The sequence below is a fragment of the Sphingomonas trueperi genome, assembly GCF_011927635.1.
GTDB lineage: Bacteria > Pseudomonadota > Alphaproteobacteria > Sphingomonadales > Sphingomonadaceae > Sphingomonas > Sphingomonas trueperi.
In genome coordinates this window covers 1-18,202 of the sequence record NZ_JAATJB010000007.1, presented here as the reverse complement: position 1 = coordinate 18,202, position 18,202 = coordinate 1, and the positions used below count along the sequence as shown (strand labels likewise).

General features: G+C 68.4%; 11 protein-coding genes. 7 read left to right on the top strand and 4 right to left on the bottom strand.

Annotation, left to right across the window (positions count from 1 at the left end):
• Positions 1-161: 161 nt before the first annotated feature.
• Positions 162-1,841, bottom strand: coding sequence for a carboxylesterase/lipase family protein (locus tag GGR89_RS12370; protein ID WP_125976759.1), 1,680 nt, complete (start codon positions 1,839-1,841; stop codon positions 162-164).
• 29 nt (positions 1,842-1,870) lie between these two features.
• On the bottom strand, positions 1,871-4,699 hold the full coding sequence (locus GGR89_RS12365; RefSeq protein WP_167712960.1) for a TonB-dependent receptor domain-containing protein: 2,829 nt from the start codon (positions 4,697-4,699) through the stop codon (positions 1,871-1,873).
• 394 nt (positions 4,700-5,093) lie between these two features.
• Between GGR89_RS12365 and GGR89_RS12360 the strand changes: the two genes are divergently transcribed.
• Entirely contained in the window at positions 5,094-5,984 is an 891-nt protein-coding gene (locus tag GGR89_RS12360) for a LysR family transcriptional regulator (RefSeq protein ID WP_125976761.1), read from the top strand.
• 62 nt (positions 5,985-6,046) lie between these two features.
• On the opposite strand, the gene GGR89_RS12355 is transcribed toward GGR89_RS12360, so the two are convergent.
• Positions 6,047-8,836: a TonB-dependent receptor domain-containing protein gene (locus GGR89_RS12355; protein ID WP_125976762.1), complete on the bottom strand. Its 2,790-nt coding sequence runs from the start codon at positions 8,834-8,836 to the stop codon at positions 6,047-6,049.
• A 269-nt stretch (positions 8,837-9,105) separates the two neighbouring features.
• On the opposite strand from GGR89_RS12355, the gene GGR89_RS12350 reads away from it, so the two are divergent.
• From GGR89_RS12350 to GGR89_RS12325, 6 genes are read left to right on the top strand one after another with little or no spacing between them, the layout of a single operon-like run.
• On the top strand, positions 9,106-10,461 hold the full coding sequence (locus GGR89_RS12350; RefSeq protein WP_209092254.1) for a CitMHS family transporter: 1,356 nt from the start codon (positions 9,106-9,108) through the stop codon (positions 10,459-10,461).
• Complete coding sequence (locus GGR89_RS12345; RefSeq protein WP_125976764.1) at positions 10,458-11,798, top strand: acyclic terpene utilization AtuA family protein; 1,341 nt, start codon at positions 10,458-10,460, stop codon at positions 11,796-11,798. The genes GGR89_RS12350 and GGR89_RS12345 overlap by 4 nt, the downstream gene beginning before the upstream one ends.
• Positions 11,799-12,128 carry an AtuA-related protein gene (locus GGR89_RS12340; protein WP_125976765.1) on the top strand — a complete coding sequence of 110 codons (330 nt, stop codon included), beginning with the start codon at positions 11,799-11,801 and terminating at the stop codon, positions 12,126-12,128.
• Complete coding sequence (locus GGR89_RS12335) at positions 12,125-14,119, top strand: alpha/beta hydrolase domain-containing protein (protein WP_125976766.1); 1,995 nt, start codon at positions 12,125-12,127, stop codon at positions 14,117-14,119. Before GGR89_RS12340 ends, GGR89_RS12335 begins: the two co-directional genes overlap by 4 nt.
• The gene (locus GGR89_RS12330; protein ID WP_125976767.1) at positions 14,106-15,587 is read left to right on the top strand and encodes a tannase/feruloyl esterase family alpha/beta hydrolase; all 1,482 of its coding nucleotides are present in this window, start codon (positions 14,106-14,108) and stop codon (positions 15,585-15,587) included. Before GGR89_RS12335 ends, GGR89_RS12330 begins: the two co-directional genes overlap by 14 nt.
• 15 nt (positions 15,588-15,602) lie before the next feature.
• Positions 15,603-17,768 (top strand): glycoside hydrolase family 3 C-terminal domain-containing protein, encoded by a 2,166-nt coding sequence (locus tag GGR89_RS12325; protein ID WP_125976768.1) that lies wholly within the window; start codon positions 15,603-15,605, stop codon positions 17,766-17,768.
• 9 nt (positions 17,769-17,777) lie between these two features.
• Here the strand turns inward: GGR89_RS12325 and GGR89_RS12320 are convergent, their stop codons facing one another.
• The gene (locus GGR89_RS12320; protein WP_125976769.1) at positions 17,778-18,053 is read right to left on the bottom strand and encodes an Arm DNA-binding domain-containing protein; all 276 of its coding nucleotides are present in this window, start codon (positions 18,051-18,053) and stop codon (positions 17,778-17,780) included.
• Between the last annotated feature and the right edge of the window lie 149 nt (positions 18,054-18,202).

Here is an 18,202-nt window from a genome sequence, read left to right as displayed (position 1 = left end):
CAGATGTCGGCATGTGGAACCGCGTCCGGAGGCAGTGCTGGCCGGATCGCGGGTATGATGAAGCGGGCCGGGGGCTTTGCTTCGCGACCTCGAGCCTTCGCGGCAGGGGCGGCCCTTGGCGCCGCGCCTGCCGCGGTGGTGAAGGCTCTGGGGGGCGAGGTTCAGCTCGGCTTGGTGGGTACCGTCGCCAGGTCCGCATCAATCGCCTTGAGCTTGGCATCGGTCAGCAGCGCCGGGAAATAGGCCCGGATGCCGACCAGCGTCTGCCCGCGGGCCATGTCGATTTGCGGGTTCTTGACCATGTCGGGCAGATGCTTGGCGAGTACCGCCCGGGCGGCGGGATCGTCGAGCATCTTGCCCAGCGGCGTGGTCAGGCTGTTATACTTGCCCGACGTCATCGCCGCTTTGGTGCGGGCCTGCAGATCGTCGATCTCCGCGCCCCAGGGATCGCGCGCCGCCACCGCCTTGCCGTCCGCGGCGAAGTCGAGGATCTCGTCGCCCGATGCGGTGAAGCGCGGCCAGGCCGGCAGGCCCGCGCCGTTGGGATCGCCCTTCTTGGCGAAGTTGGCGAGATAGGCGCTGATCGTCTTGCCGACCTGCTCGTCCTTCGCCGTCGTCGCCGCGCCATATTTGATGCGGGCATTGTCGAAGAAGAACGGGATGTCAGTGGCATGCCCGGCGCCCGGCTGGCCGACCGAGTCCGCAACATAGGAGAAGCGATACTCCCAGACCGGCACCTTCTGCGCGGCGACCATCGCGCTCGCCTCGCGCGCGCCAGCGATCATGAAGCCGGACTTGCCGCCCATGTCGGCGCTGGTCGCGCCGATCAGCATCGGCACATGCGCGAAGTCGCCGCTGGCATAGGCCTTTTCCTGATCGACGAGCAGCTTGCCGTCGAGCATCGGGCCGCCATAGGTGCGCGGCCCCGGCTTGGGCTGGAACAGCTCCATCATGCTGAGGCCATCGGTCACCTGCTCGGCGCTGAGCGCGCGGAGCTTGGCGAGCGCATCCGGGGCGGCGGGGTCGATATCATGGGCGCGGGCGAGGTTCTCGCCGATCGCCTCGGCATCCTTGAGCGTCGCGTTCTTCGCCGTCTGCGCGTTGCCGCCGGACATCACGACCGCCTTGCTGAACAGCCCGCGCGACAAGGGCGAGGTGACCAGCGTGTGGACCGACATGCCGCCGGCGCTCTCGCCGATGATCGTCACGTTCGACGGATCGCCGCCGAACGCCGCGATGTTCTTCTGCACCCATTTGAGCGCGGCGATCTGGTCCATGAAGTTGTAGTTGCCGAGCAGCCCGCCGTCCGGATTCTCCTTGGTGAGCTGGGGCAGGGCAAAGCTGCCGAAGCGCCCGACTCGGTAGTTGAAGCTCACGAACAGCACGCCCTGCTTGGCCATGTTGGCGCCGGCATAGGTGGGCGGGGAGGCGCCTCCGTTCACGAAGCCGCCGCCATAGATCCACACCATCACCGGCAGCTTGGCGGTGGCCGATGCGGCAGCGGGCTTCCAGACGTTGAGGTACAGGCAGTCCTCGGCCGGCGTGGTGCCGAGCGGCGCCGCATCGCTGGGGAAGGGCTTCTGCATGCAGTCATGGCTGTACTGGATGGCGGGGCGGACGCCCTGCCAGGCCGCCGCCGGCTGCGGCGCGCGCCAGCGCAAGGGGCCGACCGGCGGCGCGGCGAAGGGGATGCCCTTCCAGCTCGCTACGCCATCCTCAATCGCGCCCTGTACCTTGCCCGTGTCGGTGGTAGCCACCGGCGCGCGCGTCTGCGCCACCGCGGCGGCGGGGATCGCGCAGGCCGCCACCCCGCAGGCCAGCGACGTCATCCATGCCTTCATGCTCGCATCTCCCGTTGAAAGTCTCATGGTCAGAAGCTCTTGGTAATCTGGAAATTGAACGTGCGCCCGAGGATATTGGCGTTCGACGGATCATAGGCACCGAAATTGCTGCCGGCACGGGTCAACACGATCGGCGGATCTTCGTTGGTGACGTTCTGCACGTTGAGGCCGAGCCGCAACCCGCCGAGCAGTTTGCCGCCCTTGGGCACGGCATAGCTGATGCCGAGATCGGCGGTGGTCCAGGACGGCACTTCGGATTGCGGCTGGCCGGGCAGCGGGATCGTGTTGGTGTAGCTGCCGACATAGTTGACGAACAGGTTCACCCCGAATCCCGACTTGTTCCAGCCGATCTGGCCGCGGCCGCGCAGGCTGACCGGATAATAATAGGTATCCAGCACGTCCTGGGTCATGCCGCCGGCGACGGTCTGCAGCGTCTGGTTGAGGATACGCGTGGCGTTGGCGCTGACGAACCAGCGGCCGATCCCGGTCTGCAGCGTGTAGCTCAGCTGCACGTCGATGCCGTCCTGGAAGGTCGTCGCGGCATTGGCCGAGCGGCCGTCGACGATGACGTTGACCGAGCAGGCGCCGAGCACGGGCACGTTGTAGAGCGCGGGATGTCCGGCGATGAAGCGGGCCAGCACCGGGTCGTAGGTGGCGGGGCTGCCGCTGACGCACGTCGCCGGATTGTTCACCGGGATGATGTAGCGGCTGTAGAGCGAGGCGAAGGTCGGGTTCGACAGGAACAGGCCGGTATTCTGGCCGACGATCTGGTTGCTGTAATGCGTGTTGTAATAGGTCACCGACGCCCGGAAGCCCGACGTCTTGGGCGCGAAGTCGAGGCCCGCGGACCAGGTCGTGGCGGTTTCCGGCTGGAGGTCGGGATTGGCGCCGATGATCTGGTAGGCGCTGGAGTTGCCCGGGAAGACGAAGCCGATGTCCGGCCGGCCCGATGCGTTGACGATCGGCACGCCGATCACCGCCGCCGAGAAGTTGCGCGGATTGGTGTCGGTCAGCGCGGGCGCGCGGAACGAGGTGCCCCAGGAGCCGCGGATCGAAAGCGCGTCGTTCACCCGCCAGGTGGCGCCGACCTTGGGGTTGGTGGTCGAGCCGAAGTCCGAATAATTGTCGTAGCGCACCGCCGCATCGAGATCGAGCGACTGGACGAGCGGTATCCCCATGTCGGCACCGAGGATCGGCACGAACAGCTCGGCGAACGCCGAGGCGGTGGTGCGCCGCGCCGTCGTGTCGTTGGTGACGGCGTAATTGTTGTTGGCGGGATTGTTCTCGAACGCGTTGTTGCTGCCGTTGACCAGATGCTGGCGATTATAGGCGAGTTCGCCGCCGAAGGCGGTGCGCACCGATCCGGCGGGCAGCGCGAACAGCGGTCCGTCGAGCTTCAGCAGGCTGTCGTAGAAGGTGTTGTACGCGAGCTGGACGTTCGATCCCATGAACGTGCCGTATTGCGCGGCGGTGAGCGGCGTCGTCGTGAACGGATCGATGCGGCCCGCCCGGATCTCGGCCGACAGCGCCGCGCCATTGGCGTTGTTGTCATAGTTGCAGATGCCGCAGGTGGAATCGTGCGCATAGGTGAAATAGCCGTCCACCTTCCAGCTGCCGGGCAGCTTGCCGGTAAAGCCGCCTGTGACGCTGATCGTCTCGGCCGGATTGCTGGTGACCGACGGGCCGTTGAAGAACAGCAGCGGATCGACCGCGATCAGCTGCCCCGGCGCACCCCCGCACAAGGCGCTAGACGATGCGGCGTTGGCCGGCGCGCCGCCGATATAGGTGGGGCTCCCCTGGCAGATGGTGATGTTGTTGCCGAGCCGGCTGTTGCCATAGGCGCGGCTCAGCGTGTCGCGCTTGGTGTAGAAGCCCTGGGCGAACACCGAGATCGCGTCGTTCACGTCCTGGTTCAGGATCAGCGCCCCCTGGTGCCGCTTCTGCTTGCCGAGGAAGTCGGTGTAATCGGCGGAGTCGACCAGATTGGCGCCCGGCGTCAGCTGCCCGAAGGCGATCCCCGGGCCGGCCCCGCGCGGCAGCGTGTAATAGCTGTATGGGCTGCCGTTGCCGCCGACGATCAGCGTCGGTCCGGTCACCCCCAGCGTCGCGTCCACCGCACGCGTGTCGGGTCCGCCGACGCCGCGGAGGTCGCGACGGAGGAACTTGGAGCGGCCGTTGGCGAACGGCTCGCGATAATCATAGTCATAGGTAGCGAGGACGTTGCCGCTGCCCCAATCATAGCCGGCGGTGATCGATCCGCCCCATTGGTTGTTGTAGCGCGTCACCGTGCCCCGGCCGGTAACCTCGATGCCGGTGAAGTGCTTGCGGAGCACGTAGTTGATCACGCCCGAGATCGCGTCCGAGCCGTAGATGGCGGAGTTGCCGTCGCTCACCACTTCTACCCGCTCGATCGCGGCGATGGGCAGCTGGATCGCTTCGGTGAAGGTCGTCGCGGCACCGCTCGGCACCACCCGCCGGCCATCGACCAGCGTCAGCGTGGCGGAGGTGCCCAGGCCGCGCAGGTTGATCGCGGTGCCCTGGGTCGAGTTGCCGCCATATCCGGCGGTGCCGCCCTGGCGATAGACCGGGCCGGAACCGCCCGAATTGGGGTTGTTCTGCACCTGCGGCAGCGTCTGCAGCACCGAGGCGACGTCGGTAAGGCCGGTGGCGAGCATCTGGTCGCGGTTGACGGTGACGGTTTCCGATCCGACCGGCTTCACCCCCGAGATGTTGGTGCCGGTGACGATGATTTCCTGCTCCTGGGCAGGCGAGAGCGGCTCGGCGGCCGTCGTTTCCGGCACCGCCTCCTGCGCCCAGGCGGGTGCGGCAAGGGCCGTCGTCAGCGCCAAAATGCTCATGCCCGCCGCGGACCGAACCAGCCGTCGCGTTGCTTCCATCGTCATCCTCCCATTTCGTCTTGCGGGACGATGTCGATCGCTCGCCCCGTAGCGGGTCGGTCGGATGGGCGGGCCGAGAACGGGTGTCGGACGGGCGCGTGTCGATGATCGGCGCGGCAGCGTGTGCCGGCGCGTGCGCTTTCAGAAATCCCCTCTCGTGCCCGGCCTGTGTCGACCGGCTTCGCTCGAAAATAGGTATGACGTATTGCTATTCAGCGAAGAAATAGAATTAGTGGATCGATTGATTACAAGAATGAAACGATGGCGGGCGCACTTGCCCGAAGCGTCATCGACGCAATAACATGATCCGCCGATCGGATAACAAAAGCGGATCGGTTTGCGAGGAGAGGGCAGAATGCGGCGGACGCCGAATCTAACGAGCCTGCGGCTGTTTCTGCAGGTCGCCCAGCATGGCAGTTTCAGCGAGACCGGCCGCTCGGCCAATGTGTCGCAGCCGGCGCTCAGCCGCACGATCCGGCTGCTCGAGGAGCAATTGGGCGTGCGCCTGTTCGATCGCAATTCGCGCAATGTCGCGCTCACCAGCGCCGGCGAGGCGCTGCTGCCGATCGTCGAGCGGCTGACCGCCGACTTCGACCACGCCTTTTCGGAACTGGCGCAGAATTTCGCGGGATCGCGGGGTCGCGTGGTGATCGGCGCGCTGCCGTCGGTCGCGGCGGGCACGCTGCCGGCGGCGATCGCCAGCTTCCGCGAGCTGCATCCCCAGGTCGAGATCGTGTTGCGCGATCACCTGTCCGGCGCGCTGTTCCAGGCGATGGAGGAGCGCCAGCTCGACCTGGCGGTGACCACGCCCCCCGACGCCGGCAAGTTCGTCTTCGATCCGCTGATGCAGGATGCCATGGTGCTGGTGGTACCCGCCGGCGGCCCGCTCGATACCGGCAAGCCGGCGCGGTGGAGCATCTTCGCCGAGCATCCTTTCATCGCCATGGCGCCGCGCAGTAGCGTCCGCGCGCTTACCGACGCGGCGATGCTCCAGGCCAATGTCGCCGCGCGGGCGCTGTACGACTGCACCCAGCTGGCGACGGTAGGCGCGCTGATCGAAGCGGGGCTGGGGATCACGGCACTCCCCGAAACCACCTTGCGGATGCTCCACGGCGGCCGGATCGCGGCGCGCCCGCTGGTCGATCCGGTGATCGAGCGCACGATCGGCGTGGCGCGGCTGGCCGACCGGACGCTGCCGCCGGCGGCGCAGCGCTTTCTCGAGCATTTCCTGAAAGTCGCCCGCTGACCAAAAAAGAGGGCGCACGATCGCTCGCGCGCCCCTGAGGAGGGAACGGGTCGGGCTACGCGCTAGAAGCGGGCGCTCGCGCGAATATAGGTCTGGCGGCCATAGGGATCGGCGACCGAGGAGAGGTAGCCGGTATAGATCGCGTGCGGCGGCGCCTTGTCGAACAGGTTGGTCACGCCGACGCCGAGCTCGAAGCGGCGATCCGGGCCGAACCGGAAATTGTACTGCGCGTCGAACACCGACCAGGCGCCGATCCGCGCCACTTCCGGCGCACCGACGACCTGCTGATAGTCATCGCGGACGCTGGAGACATAGCGCCAGTCGATGCTCAGCGCATGATCGGCCAGCGAGACGTCGACGCCGGCGACGTTGCGGTAGCGCGGTGCGGCGGCGGCGGTGAGCGGCGAGGTCTGGTAGTTGTTGCGCTTGCCGACGCCATCATAGACCAGCGTACCGGTATCGACATCGTATTTGACCAGGATGCTGAGGTTGTCGCGGAAGGTGAAGCCGACCGGGCCGGTGGTACCCTCATAGCGTCCGGCGACGTCGATGCCCGAGGTCGCAGTGCCGCTGGGGGCATTATAGGAGGTGACGATCACCGACTGCGCCACGCCGGCCGCATCGCGGATCACGTTCGGCCCATTGGGGTCGGCGTTGATCACTGCCTGGCCGTTCTGCAGCTGGATCTGGCTGCGATAGCGATAATGCCAATAGTCGACCGACAGGCTGGCACCGCGCACCGGCAGCAGCGTCGTGCCGATATTGAAGACGTCGGCCTTTTGCGGCTGGAGCGACGGGTTGCCATATTGCAGCACCGATCGGAACACGAGCGAGCCGTCGCGCGGATCGATGATGTTGGCGACGTTGGTGCCGATCAGCGCGTTGCTGGAGTTGGCGATGGCCGGCGCCTGGAACGCCTTGCTGGCCGAGGCGCGGATCGCGATTTCCGGGATGATCCGCCAGTTCGCCGACAGCTTGGGCGCGACGGTGTTGAAGTTGCCATAATCCTCGTAGCGGGCGGCGGCATTGAGCGTCAGCGTGTCGAGCGGCTTGAAGTTCGCCTCGGCGAAGACGCTCTTCACCTCGCGCTTGAGGTCGGTATCGCGGAACGGGCCGTTGAAGGCGCCGAAGCCGTTCTGGAACAGGTCCGAATAGCGGCCCACCTGCCGCTCCTTGCGGAACTGGGTGCCGACCGCGATGTCCAGCGGCCGCCCCGCGATCTCTACCAGCGTGCCGTTCAGCACGGCCTCGCCGATCAGATATTCGCGGATGTTGGTCGAGGTCTCTTCGGTCTGGATGTTGTAGAGCAGCGACGGGTCCTGCGTCAGATTGTCCTTGGCGAAGGGGCTCAGATACAGGCAGTTGCCCGAACCCGGCACCGCGCCCGAGCCCGCGCCGTTGAACCGGATGTTGCAGTTGGGGCCGCCAAAGCCGTTCAGCGCGGCCTGGAACAGCCGCATGTCGGTGTCCTTGTCGACCGAATTCACTTCGCCGCGCGACCAGGTGAAGCTGGCGGCATAATTCCACCGGCTGGAGATCGCCCCTTCCGCGCCGACCACGAGGTGCCGCTGGTCAACCTGGTCGCGCTGCACCTTGTAGCGCGTGCCGGCGAAGCCCTGCGATCCGATCGCGCGGCCGATGAAGCCGACATCGACGCCGAAGGGATTGAGCGGGTTGCTGCCCGGCACTATCGGCGGGGTGGGGCCGTTGCGGTTCTGGGCGAAGGAGGGGACGCCGTAGCGCTGCGCATCCTGGTGATAGAGGCCGAACTCGACGTACAGCGCATGGCCGGGGGCGAACTTGAACCGCGTGTCGTTGTGGACGAGCACCGATTGCGAGGCGGGGCGGATCGGGTTCTGCGCCTGGAAGCTGAACTGGCACGCGCCGAGGCCGAAGCCGGGGCTGTTCGCGGCCGGCACGTAGCGGCTCTGCGTCGCGGCCGATCCGCAATCCGGATCGACGACGGTCAGCGTGCCTGCGGCGTTCTTGAAGCGATCGTACAATGCCGAATAATTGTTGCCGTTGATCACGACGTCGCCGGCGCTCGCGGTGCGCGGGCGGGCATAGAGCACGAAGGCGCCGGGATTGGCGCCGGAGCCCGATGAGGGGTTGAAGAAGTTGGTGACGTCGCGGTCGCCATTCTGCAGCCGCTCGATGTTGCGATAGGCGAAGGAGGTGACGCTGCGGATGCGGTCGTCGCCCAGCCCGACCATGCCTTGCACGTTGAACGCCGGCGTGTCCTCGATATGCGTATACTGGCCGGTGAGCTTCACCCCCTCGAACCGCGTATCGGTGATCACGTTGAGGACGCCGGCCACGGCATCCGCGCCATAGGTGGAGGAGGCGCCGTCCAGCACGGTCTCCAGCCGCGCGATGGCGATCTCGGGCGTCAGGCTGTTGAGGTTGACGAAGCCGTCGGTCGGTACCACCCGGCGGCCGTTGAGCAGCACCAGCGTCGCCCCGGCGCCCAGACCGCGAAGATTGGCCGAGCGCGTGTCGCGCGAGTCCGCGCCACCGCCCTTGGCAAGATCCTGGATGCCGCCGGCACTGCCGACATTCTGCGGGATATAGCGGGTGATGTCGGCGAGCGCGTTGACGCCGGTGCGCGCGATGTCGGCCGCGCTGACCGAGAGGATCGGTGAGGCGCGATCCTCCTGCCGCACGTTGCGAAGGAAGGAACCGGTGACGATGATCTCTTGCTCGGCGGGCGGCGCGGCTTGCATGGTGTCGGATGGTGCGGCCTCGGGCGCGGACGTCGTCTGCGCAAAGGCGGTTCCGGCATGCAGCAGCGCAAGGCTGGCGGTCGCGAGCGAAATGCTGGCGCACAGGCGGTGCGATCGAGCGTTGGTCATGGCACTCCCCTCAATTTTTGGCAGGCGGGGACTGTACGGCCGGCGACATGCCGGCCTCGGCGCAGCGGGTGCGCAGAACCTCCCCTGATGTTCGGCTGGTGTCTTCCCGAGCCTGCCGCTCCGCTATGCGACGCAGAGGCGCTTTTAAAAAATAGAAAGTTTGGAAGCATTGATCCGGAAAGTTGATGGCTCGCGCCCGTCTCCAACCCATCAACAATATGCATTGATCAATAGAATGTTTGACATTGCGGTATGGGTTGCTCCTCCGCATGATTGCGCTGCCCGGCATCGACCGGGTGGGGAGGATTATGCTGGCCTTTATCGGCGCCCTTGCGGTCCTGGCACTGCTCGCGCTCATCTTGTCGAACCGGACATCGCCGCTCGCCGCGCTCATCCTGGTGCCGGTTGCCGCGGCGCTGCTCGCCGGGCTGGGCGGGGCGATCCCGGCCTATGTGCTGGCCGGCATCGGGAAGATCGCACCGGTCGCGGGCATGTTCATCTTCGCCATCCTGTTCTTCGGGATCATGACCGATGCCGGGCTGCTTGCGCCGCTGGTCGGGCTGGTGCTGCGGCTGGTGGGCGAGCGGCCCCGCCATATCGCCATCGGCACCGCGCTGCTGGCGCTGCTGATCCATCTCGACGGTTCGGGGGCGGTCTGCTTCCTGATCACCATCCCGGCGCTCCGCCCGCTCTATGACCGGCTCGGCATGGACCGGCGGGTGCTGGCCTGCACCGCTTCGCTCGCCGCCGGGGTCAACTTCCTGCCCTGGACCGGACCGACGCTGCGCGCCTCGGCGGCGCTGAAGGTGCCGGCGGCGCAGCTGTTCGTGCCGATGATCGGCGTGCAGGCAGCAGGGCTCGCCTTCGTCTTCACCGCGGCCTGGTGGCTTGGGCTTCGCGAGGAGCGGCGCATCGCCGCCGGCATTCCGCTGCCCAGGTCGGCGGGCGCTACGATGGCATCCGCGGCCGCCGCCGAGCCGATGGCGGACGATCCCAACCTGCGCCGCCCGCAGCTGATGCCGTTCAATATCCTGCTCACGCTCGCCGTCGTGGGCACGATGATCGCGGGGCTGGTCGAGCCGGTCGTGGCCTTCATGATCGGGACGGCGCTGGCGTTGATGATCAACTATCCCGATGCCGCCCAGCAGCGCGCCCGGATCGACGCGCATGCGCGCGCGGCGCTGCTGATGGCGGGCGTGCTGTTCGCGGCGGGCGCGTTCACCGGCATCCTCAACGGATCGGGCATGATCCGGGCGATGGCCGAGGCGGTGGCGCAGCACGTGCCGGAGGGCGTGGGCGGAAGCCTGCCGGTGCTGCTCGGGGTGGCCTCGATGCCGCTCAGCCTGTTGTTCGATCCCGACTCCTTCTATTTCGGCGTGCTCCCGGTGCTGGCCGAGGTCGGCACCCGGTTCGGCCACGCGCCGGCGACCATGGCGCAGGCCGCGCTGCTCGGGCAGATGACCACCGGATTCCCGGTCAGCCCGCTCACCCCGGCGACGTTCCTCGTCGCGGGACTGAGCGGCATCGAGCTCGGCGCGCACCAGCGCTTCGCCATCCCCTGGCTGTTCGCCGCGACGCTGGTGATGGTTGCCGCCGCGCTGCTGATCGGAGTGCTCCCGCTGTGAGACCGGAACCCATCCGCATCGGCGCCGGCGCCGGCTTCGCAGGCGACCGGATCGAACCGGCGCTGGAGCTGGTCGAGCAGGGCGATCTCGACTTCCTCGTCTTCGAATGCCTGGCCGAGCGCACCATCGCCGCGGCGCAGCAGCTCCGCCAGAGCGACCCGCACGGCGGCTTCGATCCGCTGTTGCTCGAACGGATGCGCCGGGTTTTGCCGGCGGCGCGCGCGCGCGGGGTGCGGATCGTCACCAATGCGGGCGCCGCCAACCCGGTCGGCGCCGCCCATGCCGTCGCCGCGCTTGCCCGCGACATGGGGCTGCAGGGCCTGCGCATCGCTGCCGTCACCGGCGACGACGTGCTCGATCTGGTCCGCGGCGCCGAGCATCCGCTGATCGACCGTCCGGGTACCAGCGCCGATCTCGCCCGCATCGTCTCCGCCAACGCCTATCTGGGGGCGGGGCCGATCGCCGACGCGCTGGCGCAAGGCGCCGAGGTGGTGATCACCGGCCGGGTGGGCGATCCCGCGCTGTTCGTCGGGCCGATGGTGCATGCGTTCGGCTGGTCGCTGGACGATGCGCCGTTGATCGGCCGCGCCACCGTGATCGGCCATCTGCTCGAATGCGCCGGCCAGCTGACCGGCGGCTATTTCGCCGATGACGGCCGCAAGCAGGTGCCCGGCCTCGCCCGGCTGGGCTTTCCCTTCGCCGAGGTATCGGCGGATGCGAGCGCCGTGCTCGGCAAGGTCGCAGGATCGGGCGGTGCGCTGACGCTGGCCAGCTGCAAGGAGCAGTTGCTGTACGAGATCCTCGATCCGGGCGCCTATGCCCAGGCCGATGTCGTGGCCGATTTCCGGTCGGTGCGCTTCGCCGAGCTGGGGCCCGATCGCATCGCGGTCTCTGGTGGCGACGGTCGGCAGCGACCCGACGCGCTCAAGGTCTCGATCGGCTATGACGACGGCTTTATCGGCGAAGGGCAGATTTCCTATGCGGGGCCCGGCGCGGTCGGGCGCGCGCGGCTCGCCGCCGCCATCGTCGAGGAGCGGCTGGCGATCATCGGTGCCCCGGTGACCGAGCTGCGCAGCACGCTGATCGGGCTCGACTCGGTCGATCGGACCGGCCGGCCGCCGGAGGTCGACCCGCGCGAGGTGCGGCTGCGCGTCGTCGGGCGCGCCGCCACGGCCGAGGCGGCGGCGCTGATCGGGCGGGAGGTCGAGGCACTGTACACCAACGGGCCGTTCGGCGGCGGCGGCGCGACGGCGGCGGTGCGCCCGGTGCTTGCCGTCGCCTCGACGCTGATCCCGGCGGCGCAGGTCCGGCCCGCGATCACGCTGGTGGAGGCCTGAATGCTGCTCGGCGACATCGCGCACGTCCGTACCGGCGACAAGGGCGACCTCTCGCAGTTCTCGGTCATTGCCTTCGACCCGGCCGATTATCCGCGCCTGCTCGCGGCGGTGACCGTGCCGCGCGTGCTGGCCCATCTCGCCGGCCTGCGGGTGCGGCAGGCGACCCGCTATGCCCTGCCGGGGCTGGGCGCGCTCAATTTCGTGCTCGAAGGCGCGCTGAGCGGCGGCGTCACCCGCTCGCTGGCGCTGGATGCCCATGGCAAGTCGCTGGGCGCGCAACTGCTCGACCTGCCGATCGACGACGCATTGCGCGTGGAGGATGCGGAATGAAGCGCCATCACCTGTTGCTGGCGGCGACCACGGCCAGCCTGTTGGGGACCGGCGCGGCGGAAGCGCGGGTCACCCGCTTCGTCGTCGAGCAGCGGCGCGAGGTGCCGGCGGTGCGGCCCGGCGCGCCGGCCTATGTGATCCTGCGCGGCCATTATGAAGGCACGATCGATCCGCGCGACCGCCGCAATGCGATCATTACCGATCTCGCAGCCGCGCCCCGGCGGAAGGATGGTCGTGTCGCCTACCGCGCGACCTTCGCCATCGCCTTGCCTGCCGATCCGGCGCGGGCCAGCGGCTTCCTCCTGTACGACGTGCCCAATCGCGGCAATGGCGACGTCGCCGCCGATGCGGAAGGCCATGTGCGGGTGGTGAGCGGCTGGCAGGGGGACATTGCGCCGCAGCCGGGTATCCAGACCCTCGCGGTGCCCACCGCAGCGGGGCTGACCGGCTGGGTGCTCCAGCGCTTCACCGGCGTCGCCACCAGCACGGCCAGCATGCCCATCGACGGCGGCATCGGTCGCCCAACGCCGCGCCCGTTGCCGGTGTCGCTGGACACCCGCCAGGCAACGCTGTTCGTGCAGGCGGGCGACGATGCGTCGCGCAAGGCGATGGCTGCGCGGGACTGGGCCTTTGCCGATTGCCGCACGCAGCCCTTTCCCGGCACGCCCGACCCCCGCCAGCTCTGCCTGCGCGGCGGGTTCGACGCCGCCAAGGGTTATACGCTCGTCTATCGCGGCAAGGATCCCAGGGTGCTCGGCATCGGCTTCGCCGCGGTGCGCGACCTCAATGCGTTCCTGCGCTTCGCCAAGGTCGATGATGACGGCACGCCCAATCCGCTGGCGGGCACGATCCGCTGGGCGATCGTCAGCGGCACGTCGCAATCGGGCAATTTCGTCCGCAGCCTGATCGCGCTCGGCTTCAACCAGGCGGAGGACGGGCACCGGGTATTTGACGGCGCCAACCCGAACATCGCCGCACGGCAGGTGCCGCTGAACATCCGTTTCGGCGTTCCCGGCGGCGCGGCGGGCATGTTCGAGCCGGGCAGCGAGGGCAGCCTGTGGTGGAGCCGCTATGACGACAAAAGGCGAGGCAGAGGCGTCTCCAGCCTGCTCGACCGCTGCACCGCGACGCGCACCTGTCCCAAGATCGTCGAGACCTTCGGCTCGGCCGAGTTCTGGGGCCTGCGCATGTCGCCGGGGCTGATCGGTACCGATGCCAGGGCGGACGTGCCGCTGCCGGCCAATGTCCGCCGCTATTACTTTCCCGGTGTGACGCATGGCGGCTCCTATGTCGGCGGCTTCCCGCTGGACGGCGACAAGGCCTTTCCCGGCGCGCCCGCCTGCACGCTCGCGTTCAATCCCAATCCCTCGATGGATACCCGGCGTGCGCTGCTCAAGGCGCTTGCCGACTGGGTACAGACCGGCAAGGCGCCTCCGCCCAGCCGCTACCCGATGCTGGCCGCCGGCGATCTGGTGGAGGCGACCGCGTCGGCAATGGGCTGGCCCGCGATCCCCGGCGTGCCAGGCCCCACCGGCATGCTCAACCAGCTGCCCGACTATGATTTCGGCCCCGGCTTCCATGCCGTCGATCTCAGCGGCGTGCTCACCCGCCAGCCGCCGGCCGTGCGGGGTACGATCCCGCAGCTGGTGCCGCGGGTGAATGCCGACGGCAACGAGACGGCGGGCGTGCCCTCGGTGCAGCTGCAGGTGCCTTTGGGGACCTATACCGGCTGGAACCAGTTGGCGCGCGGCTATGGTGCGGGCGGCAACTGCGGCTTTGTCGGCGGCTTCATCCCCTTCGCCCGCACCGAGGCCGAACGTCGCGCCAGGGGCGATCCGCGCCCGTCGCTGGAGGCCCGCTACCGTGACCATGCAGGCTTCGTGGCGCGCGTCCGCTCCGTGGTGGCGGAGCAGATCGCGCAAGGCTGGCTGCTTGCGGACGACGGTGCGCGGCTGATCGATCAGGCCGAGAAGAGCGATGTCCTTCGCTAGCCTCGCCCTGGCATTGGCAACCCCGGCCGCACCCGAGGCCGCCTGCGCGGCGCTTTCGCGGCAGATCGCCGACAGTCGCACCGAATGGGCCGAGGCGCGGGTCATAGCCGGACGACATTTGCCCGCGCATTGCCGGGTGATCGGCACGCTGCAGCCGGTACAGGGCTCGCGGATCGGCTATGAACTCTGGCTGCCGCGCAGCTGGAGCGGTCGGCTCCAGATGCTGGGCAATGGCGGCTATGCCTCGGCCCTGCCCGAAGCGGCGATGGCGGAGGGGCTGGCGCGCGGCAGCGCGGTGGTCGCGACCGATACGGGGCATGAAGGCGACGATCCCGACTTCGCCCGCGGCCGCCCGCAAACGATCGCCGACTGGGGATGGCGCGCCGTCCATGAGACCGCGCTGGCCGCGAAGCAGCTGGTGGCGCGCTTCTACGGCCGTGCGGCGGCGCACAGCTATTTCAACGGCTGCTCGACCGGCGGCCACCAGGCGATGATGGAGGCGCAGCGTTTCCCGCGCGACTTCGACGGCATCGTTGCCGGCGCGCCGGGGTCCAACCGCGTTCGCCTCAACGCCGCGTTCCTCTGGCAATATTTGTCGAACCACCGCGCGGGCGACGATCAGGCTCCGATCCTCGACGGGCAAGACCTGAAGCTGCTCGCTGCGCAGAGCTTCGCCTTGTGTCGCGGTGCCAATGGCAAGGCCGCCGGAGGCTTGCCCGGCGATCGCTGGCTGAACGATCCGCTCCAGTGCCGGCCCGATCCGGCTGCGCTGCTTTGCCGGCCGGGGCAGACCGTCGGTTGCCTCAGCGCCGAAAAGGTGGCGGCGGTCGCCAGGATGCGGGCGGGGGTGCGCGATGCGCGCGGCGCGCAGGTCACCTTCCCCTGGCTGCCCGGCAGCGAGGCGGGGTGGAGCGCCTATTGGGCGGATCCACGCCAGCCCAGCCAGCCGATGCGGGTCAATTTCTGGCGGGTCTGGGCGTTCGACGATCCTGCCTGGAACTGGTGGCGCTTCTCCTATGCGCGCGACCTGCCCGCCGCGATGCGGCGTCTGTCGCCGGTGATCGACGCGACCGATGCGGACCTGCGCGCCTATCGCGCACGGGGCGGCAGGCTGCTCGTCTATCACGGCCTTGCCGATCCGGTGGTCTCGCCGCTCGATACGCTCACCTATCGCCGGGCGATGCTCGCGCGAACGGGCGCGGCAGCGGACTGGTACCGGCTGTTCCTCGTGCCGGGCATGGGACATTGCGGCGGCGGGGACGGACCAAACCGGTTCGATGCGCAGGCCGCGATCGAGCGCTGGGTGGAGCAGGGGCAGGCACCCGCGCGGCTCACCGGCACGCTCGCCGACGGCACGACCCGACCGATCTGCGCCTATCCGGCCCGCGCCCTGCACCGCAGCGGGGACGGCACGAAGGAAAGCGATTTCATCTGCGCGGCACCACCGCCGCCGCGCATCCGACGATAAAACAGGGAGAGGGACATGAAGAGGATCGGTTTGGGTTGGCTCGTTCTGGGCCTGATGAGCGGCACGGCGATGGCGCAGACCGCGCCGAAGAGCATCGACGCGGCGGATGCGCGCGCCCGCGCGGCCGAGGCGAAGATGACCGATGACGAGCGGTTCCAGCTGCTCCACGGCATCATGCCGATCGCCTTTCCGGGCACGCCGCCGCTGCCGCGCGCGGACCTGAAGCCCACCGCCGGCTGGATCCCCGGCGTGCCGCGGCTCGGCATACCCGACCTGTACGAGACCGATGCCAGCCTGGGCGTCGCCAATCCGCTCCAGCTGCGCAAGGGCGACTATTCGACCGCCCTGCCGTCCGGCCTCGCGCTGGCGGCGACCTGGAGCCCCGAACTCGCCTTCAAGGGCGGGGCGGTAGCCGGCAACGAGACGCGGCAAAAGGGTTTCAACATCCTGCTCGCCGGCGGCGTGAACCTGGCGCGCGATCCGCGCAACGGCCGCAATTTCGAATATCTGGGGGAGGATCCGCTGCTCGCCGGCCGGCTGGCGGGCGCCTCCATTCGCGGCATCCAGAGCCAGAAGGTCGTCTCGACGATCAAGCATTTCGCGCTGAACGACCAGGAGACGCTGCGCAACAGCATCGACGCACGCATCGACGAGAAGCCGTTCCGGGAGAGCGATCTGCTCGCCTTCCAGCTGGCGATCGAGGACGGCAAGCCCGGATCGGTGATGTGCGCCTATAACCGCGTCAACGGCGACTATGCCTGCGGCAACGACTTTCTGCTGAATCAGGTGCTCAAGCGCGACTGGGGCTTTCCCGGCTGGGTGATGTCCGATTGGGGCGCGGTGCACGACGTGAGCTATTTCGCCAAGGGGCTGGATCAGCAGTCCGGCGCGCAGCTCGACAAGCAGATATTCTTCGACAAGCCGCTGCGCGCCGAAGTGGCGGCAGGCCGCGTGCCGATGGAACGGGTGCGCGACAGCGTCCGGCGAATCTTGCGCTCGCTTTACGCGGTGGGCGCGGACGCGCCGCTCGCGGAAGGCGCGATCGACGAAGCCGCCCATGCCGCCGCGGCGCGCGCGGTGGCCGCAGCGGGAATCGTGCTGCTCAAGAACGACGGCGATGCGCTGCCGCTGGCGGGCGCCAAGTCGGTCGCGGTGATCGGCGGCCATGCCGATCTGGGCGTGCTGTCCGGCGGCGGGTCGAGCCAGGTGACGCCCAAGGGCCAGGTGACGGTGCTGCCGCTGGGCGGGCGGGGCATGATGGGGGCCTGGGCCCGCCAGCTCTATATGCCCTCCTCGCCGCTGCGTGCGCTGGCCGCCGCCATGCCGGGGGCGAAGGTGGAGTATGACAGCGGCTATGACCTTGCTGCGGCAACGGCCTTCGCGAAGCAGTCGGACGTGGCGATCGTGTTCGCCACCGCGTGGAGCAGCGAGGGCAATGACTTCAGCATGACGCTGCCCGAGGGGCAGGACGCGCTGATCGCCGCCGTCGCCGCCGCCAATCCCAACACGATCGTGGTGCTGGAGACCGGCAATCCGGTGAAGATGCCGTGGCTGGACAAGGTGAAGGCGGTGGTCGAGGCCTGGTATCCGGGGCAGGAGGGCGGCGCGGCGATCGCCGACGTGCTGACCGGCAAGGTCAACCCCTCGGGCCGGCTGCCGATCAGCTTCCCTTCGGATGAGACGCAGCTCCCCCGCGCGGAGATTCCCGGCTGGGGGCAGCCGGAAGGTTCGCAGGCTACGGCGACCTATCCCGAGGGTGCGGAGGTGGGCTATCGCTGGTACGCTGCCAAAGGCACAAGGCCGCTGTTCCCCTTCGGCCATGGCTTGAGCTACACGCGGTTCGAGCAGTCCGCCTTGCAGATCCGCGGCGGTGCCCAACCCGAGGCGACGGTGACCGTGCGGAACGTCGGCAAGGTCGCCGGTGCCGAGGTGGTGCAGCTCTACCTGACCCGGCGGGGCGCCATCGACACGCGCCGCCTGGCGGGTTTTGCGAGGGTCGAACTTTCTCCCGGCGAGAGTCGTTCGGTGGTCGTGAAGATCGAGCCGAAGGTCCTCGCCGACTGGACGCCCCGGGGATGGCACCTCGCGGCCGCAACCTACAGCTTCACGAGCGCAACCTCAGCCGGTGGCGCGGGCCTTGACGCTACCATTAGACTGCCAGAGCGCCAGCTGGGCAGGTAACAGCCCGTTCTAAGTCTGATCGCCGGCATCGCTGCTGTTCCAGGATGCCGGCAATCTACCCCTAAGGGCAAGGTAGGCAATCTTCCGAGCATTCGCGCGGTCCTTCCGGTAGACGTTAGGATAGACGCCCAGCGCCACCGTGCCCGGCTTGCCGTCGTGACGAAATCCCACCGCCAGTACCGAATCACCGCCAGGCTGAACGAGGAGGTACATGCCGTGCATGTCCTGAGTCTTAAATGCTTTGTCCCGCGGTTTGACTCGACGGACGGCTGCATCGGTGAGCATGCCGGTATCTCCTCCGCCGGCGCAGTGCTGATACCGTCAAATATGCCGTCAGGTTGAACCGCGCCGGGTTTGCCGGAGGCCATTAGATGTGAGTCACGCCGCCATAACGATCTGCTCAGCGGCAGCATAGTAGTTCGCTTCGGCTTCGG

Excerpts from the sequence above, each read along its gene's own strand:
- GGR89_RS12370 (WP_125976759.1), bottom strand. The coding sequence starts at position 1,841 with ATGAAGGCATGGATGACGTCGCTGGCCTGCGGGGTGGCGGCCTGCGCG.
- GGR89_RS12365 (WP_167712960.1), bottom strand. The coding sequence starts at position 4,699 with ATGAGCATTTTGGCGCTGACGACGGCCCTTGCCGCACCCGCCTGGGCG.
- GGR89_RS12360 (WP_125976761.1), top strand. The coding sequence starts at position 5,094 with ATGCGGCGGACGCCGAATCTAACGAGCCTGCGGCTGTTTCTGCAGGTC.
- GGR89_RS12355 (WP_125976762.1), bottom strand. The coding sequence starts at position 8,836 with ATGACCAACGCTCGATCGCACCGCCTGTGCGCCAGCATTTCGCTCGCG.
- GGR89_RS12350 (WP_209092254.1), top strand. The coding sequence starts at position 9,106 with ATGATTGCGCTGCCCGGCATCGACCGGGTGGGGAGGATTATGCTGGCC.
- GGR89_RS12340 (WP_125976765.1), top strand. The coding sequence starts at position 11,799 with ATGCTGCTCGGCGACATCGCGCACGTCCGTACCGGCGACAAGGGCGAC.
- GGR89_RS12335 (WP_125976766.1), top strand. The coding sequence starts at position 12,125 with ATGAAGCGCCATCACCTGTTGCTGGCGGCGACCACGGCCAGCCTGTTG.
- GGR89_RS12330 (WP_125976767.1), top strand. The coding sequence starts at position 14,106 with ATGTCCTTCGCTAGCCTCGCCCTGGCATTGGCAACCCCGGCCGCACCC.
- GGR89_RS12325 (WP_125976768.1), top strand. The coding sequence starts at position 15,603 with ATGAAGAGGATCGGTTTGGGTTGGCTCGTTCTGGGCCTGATGAGCGGC.
- GGR89_RS12320 (WP_125976769.1), bottom strand. The coding sequence starts at position 18,053 with ATGCTCACCGATGCAGCCGTCCGTCGAGTCAAACCGCGGGACAAAGCA.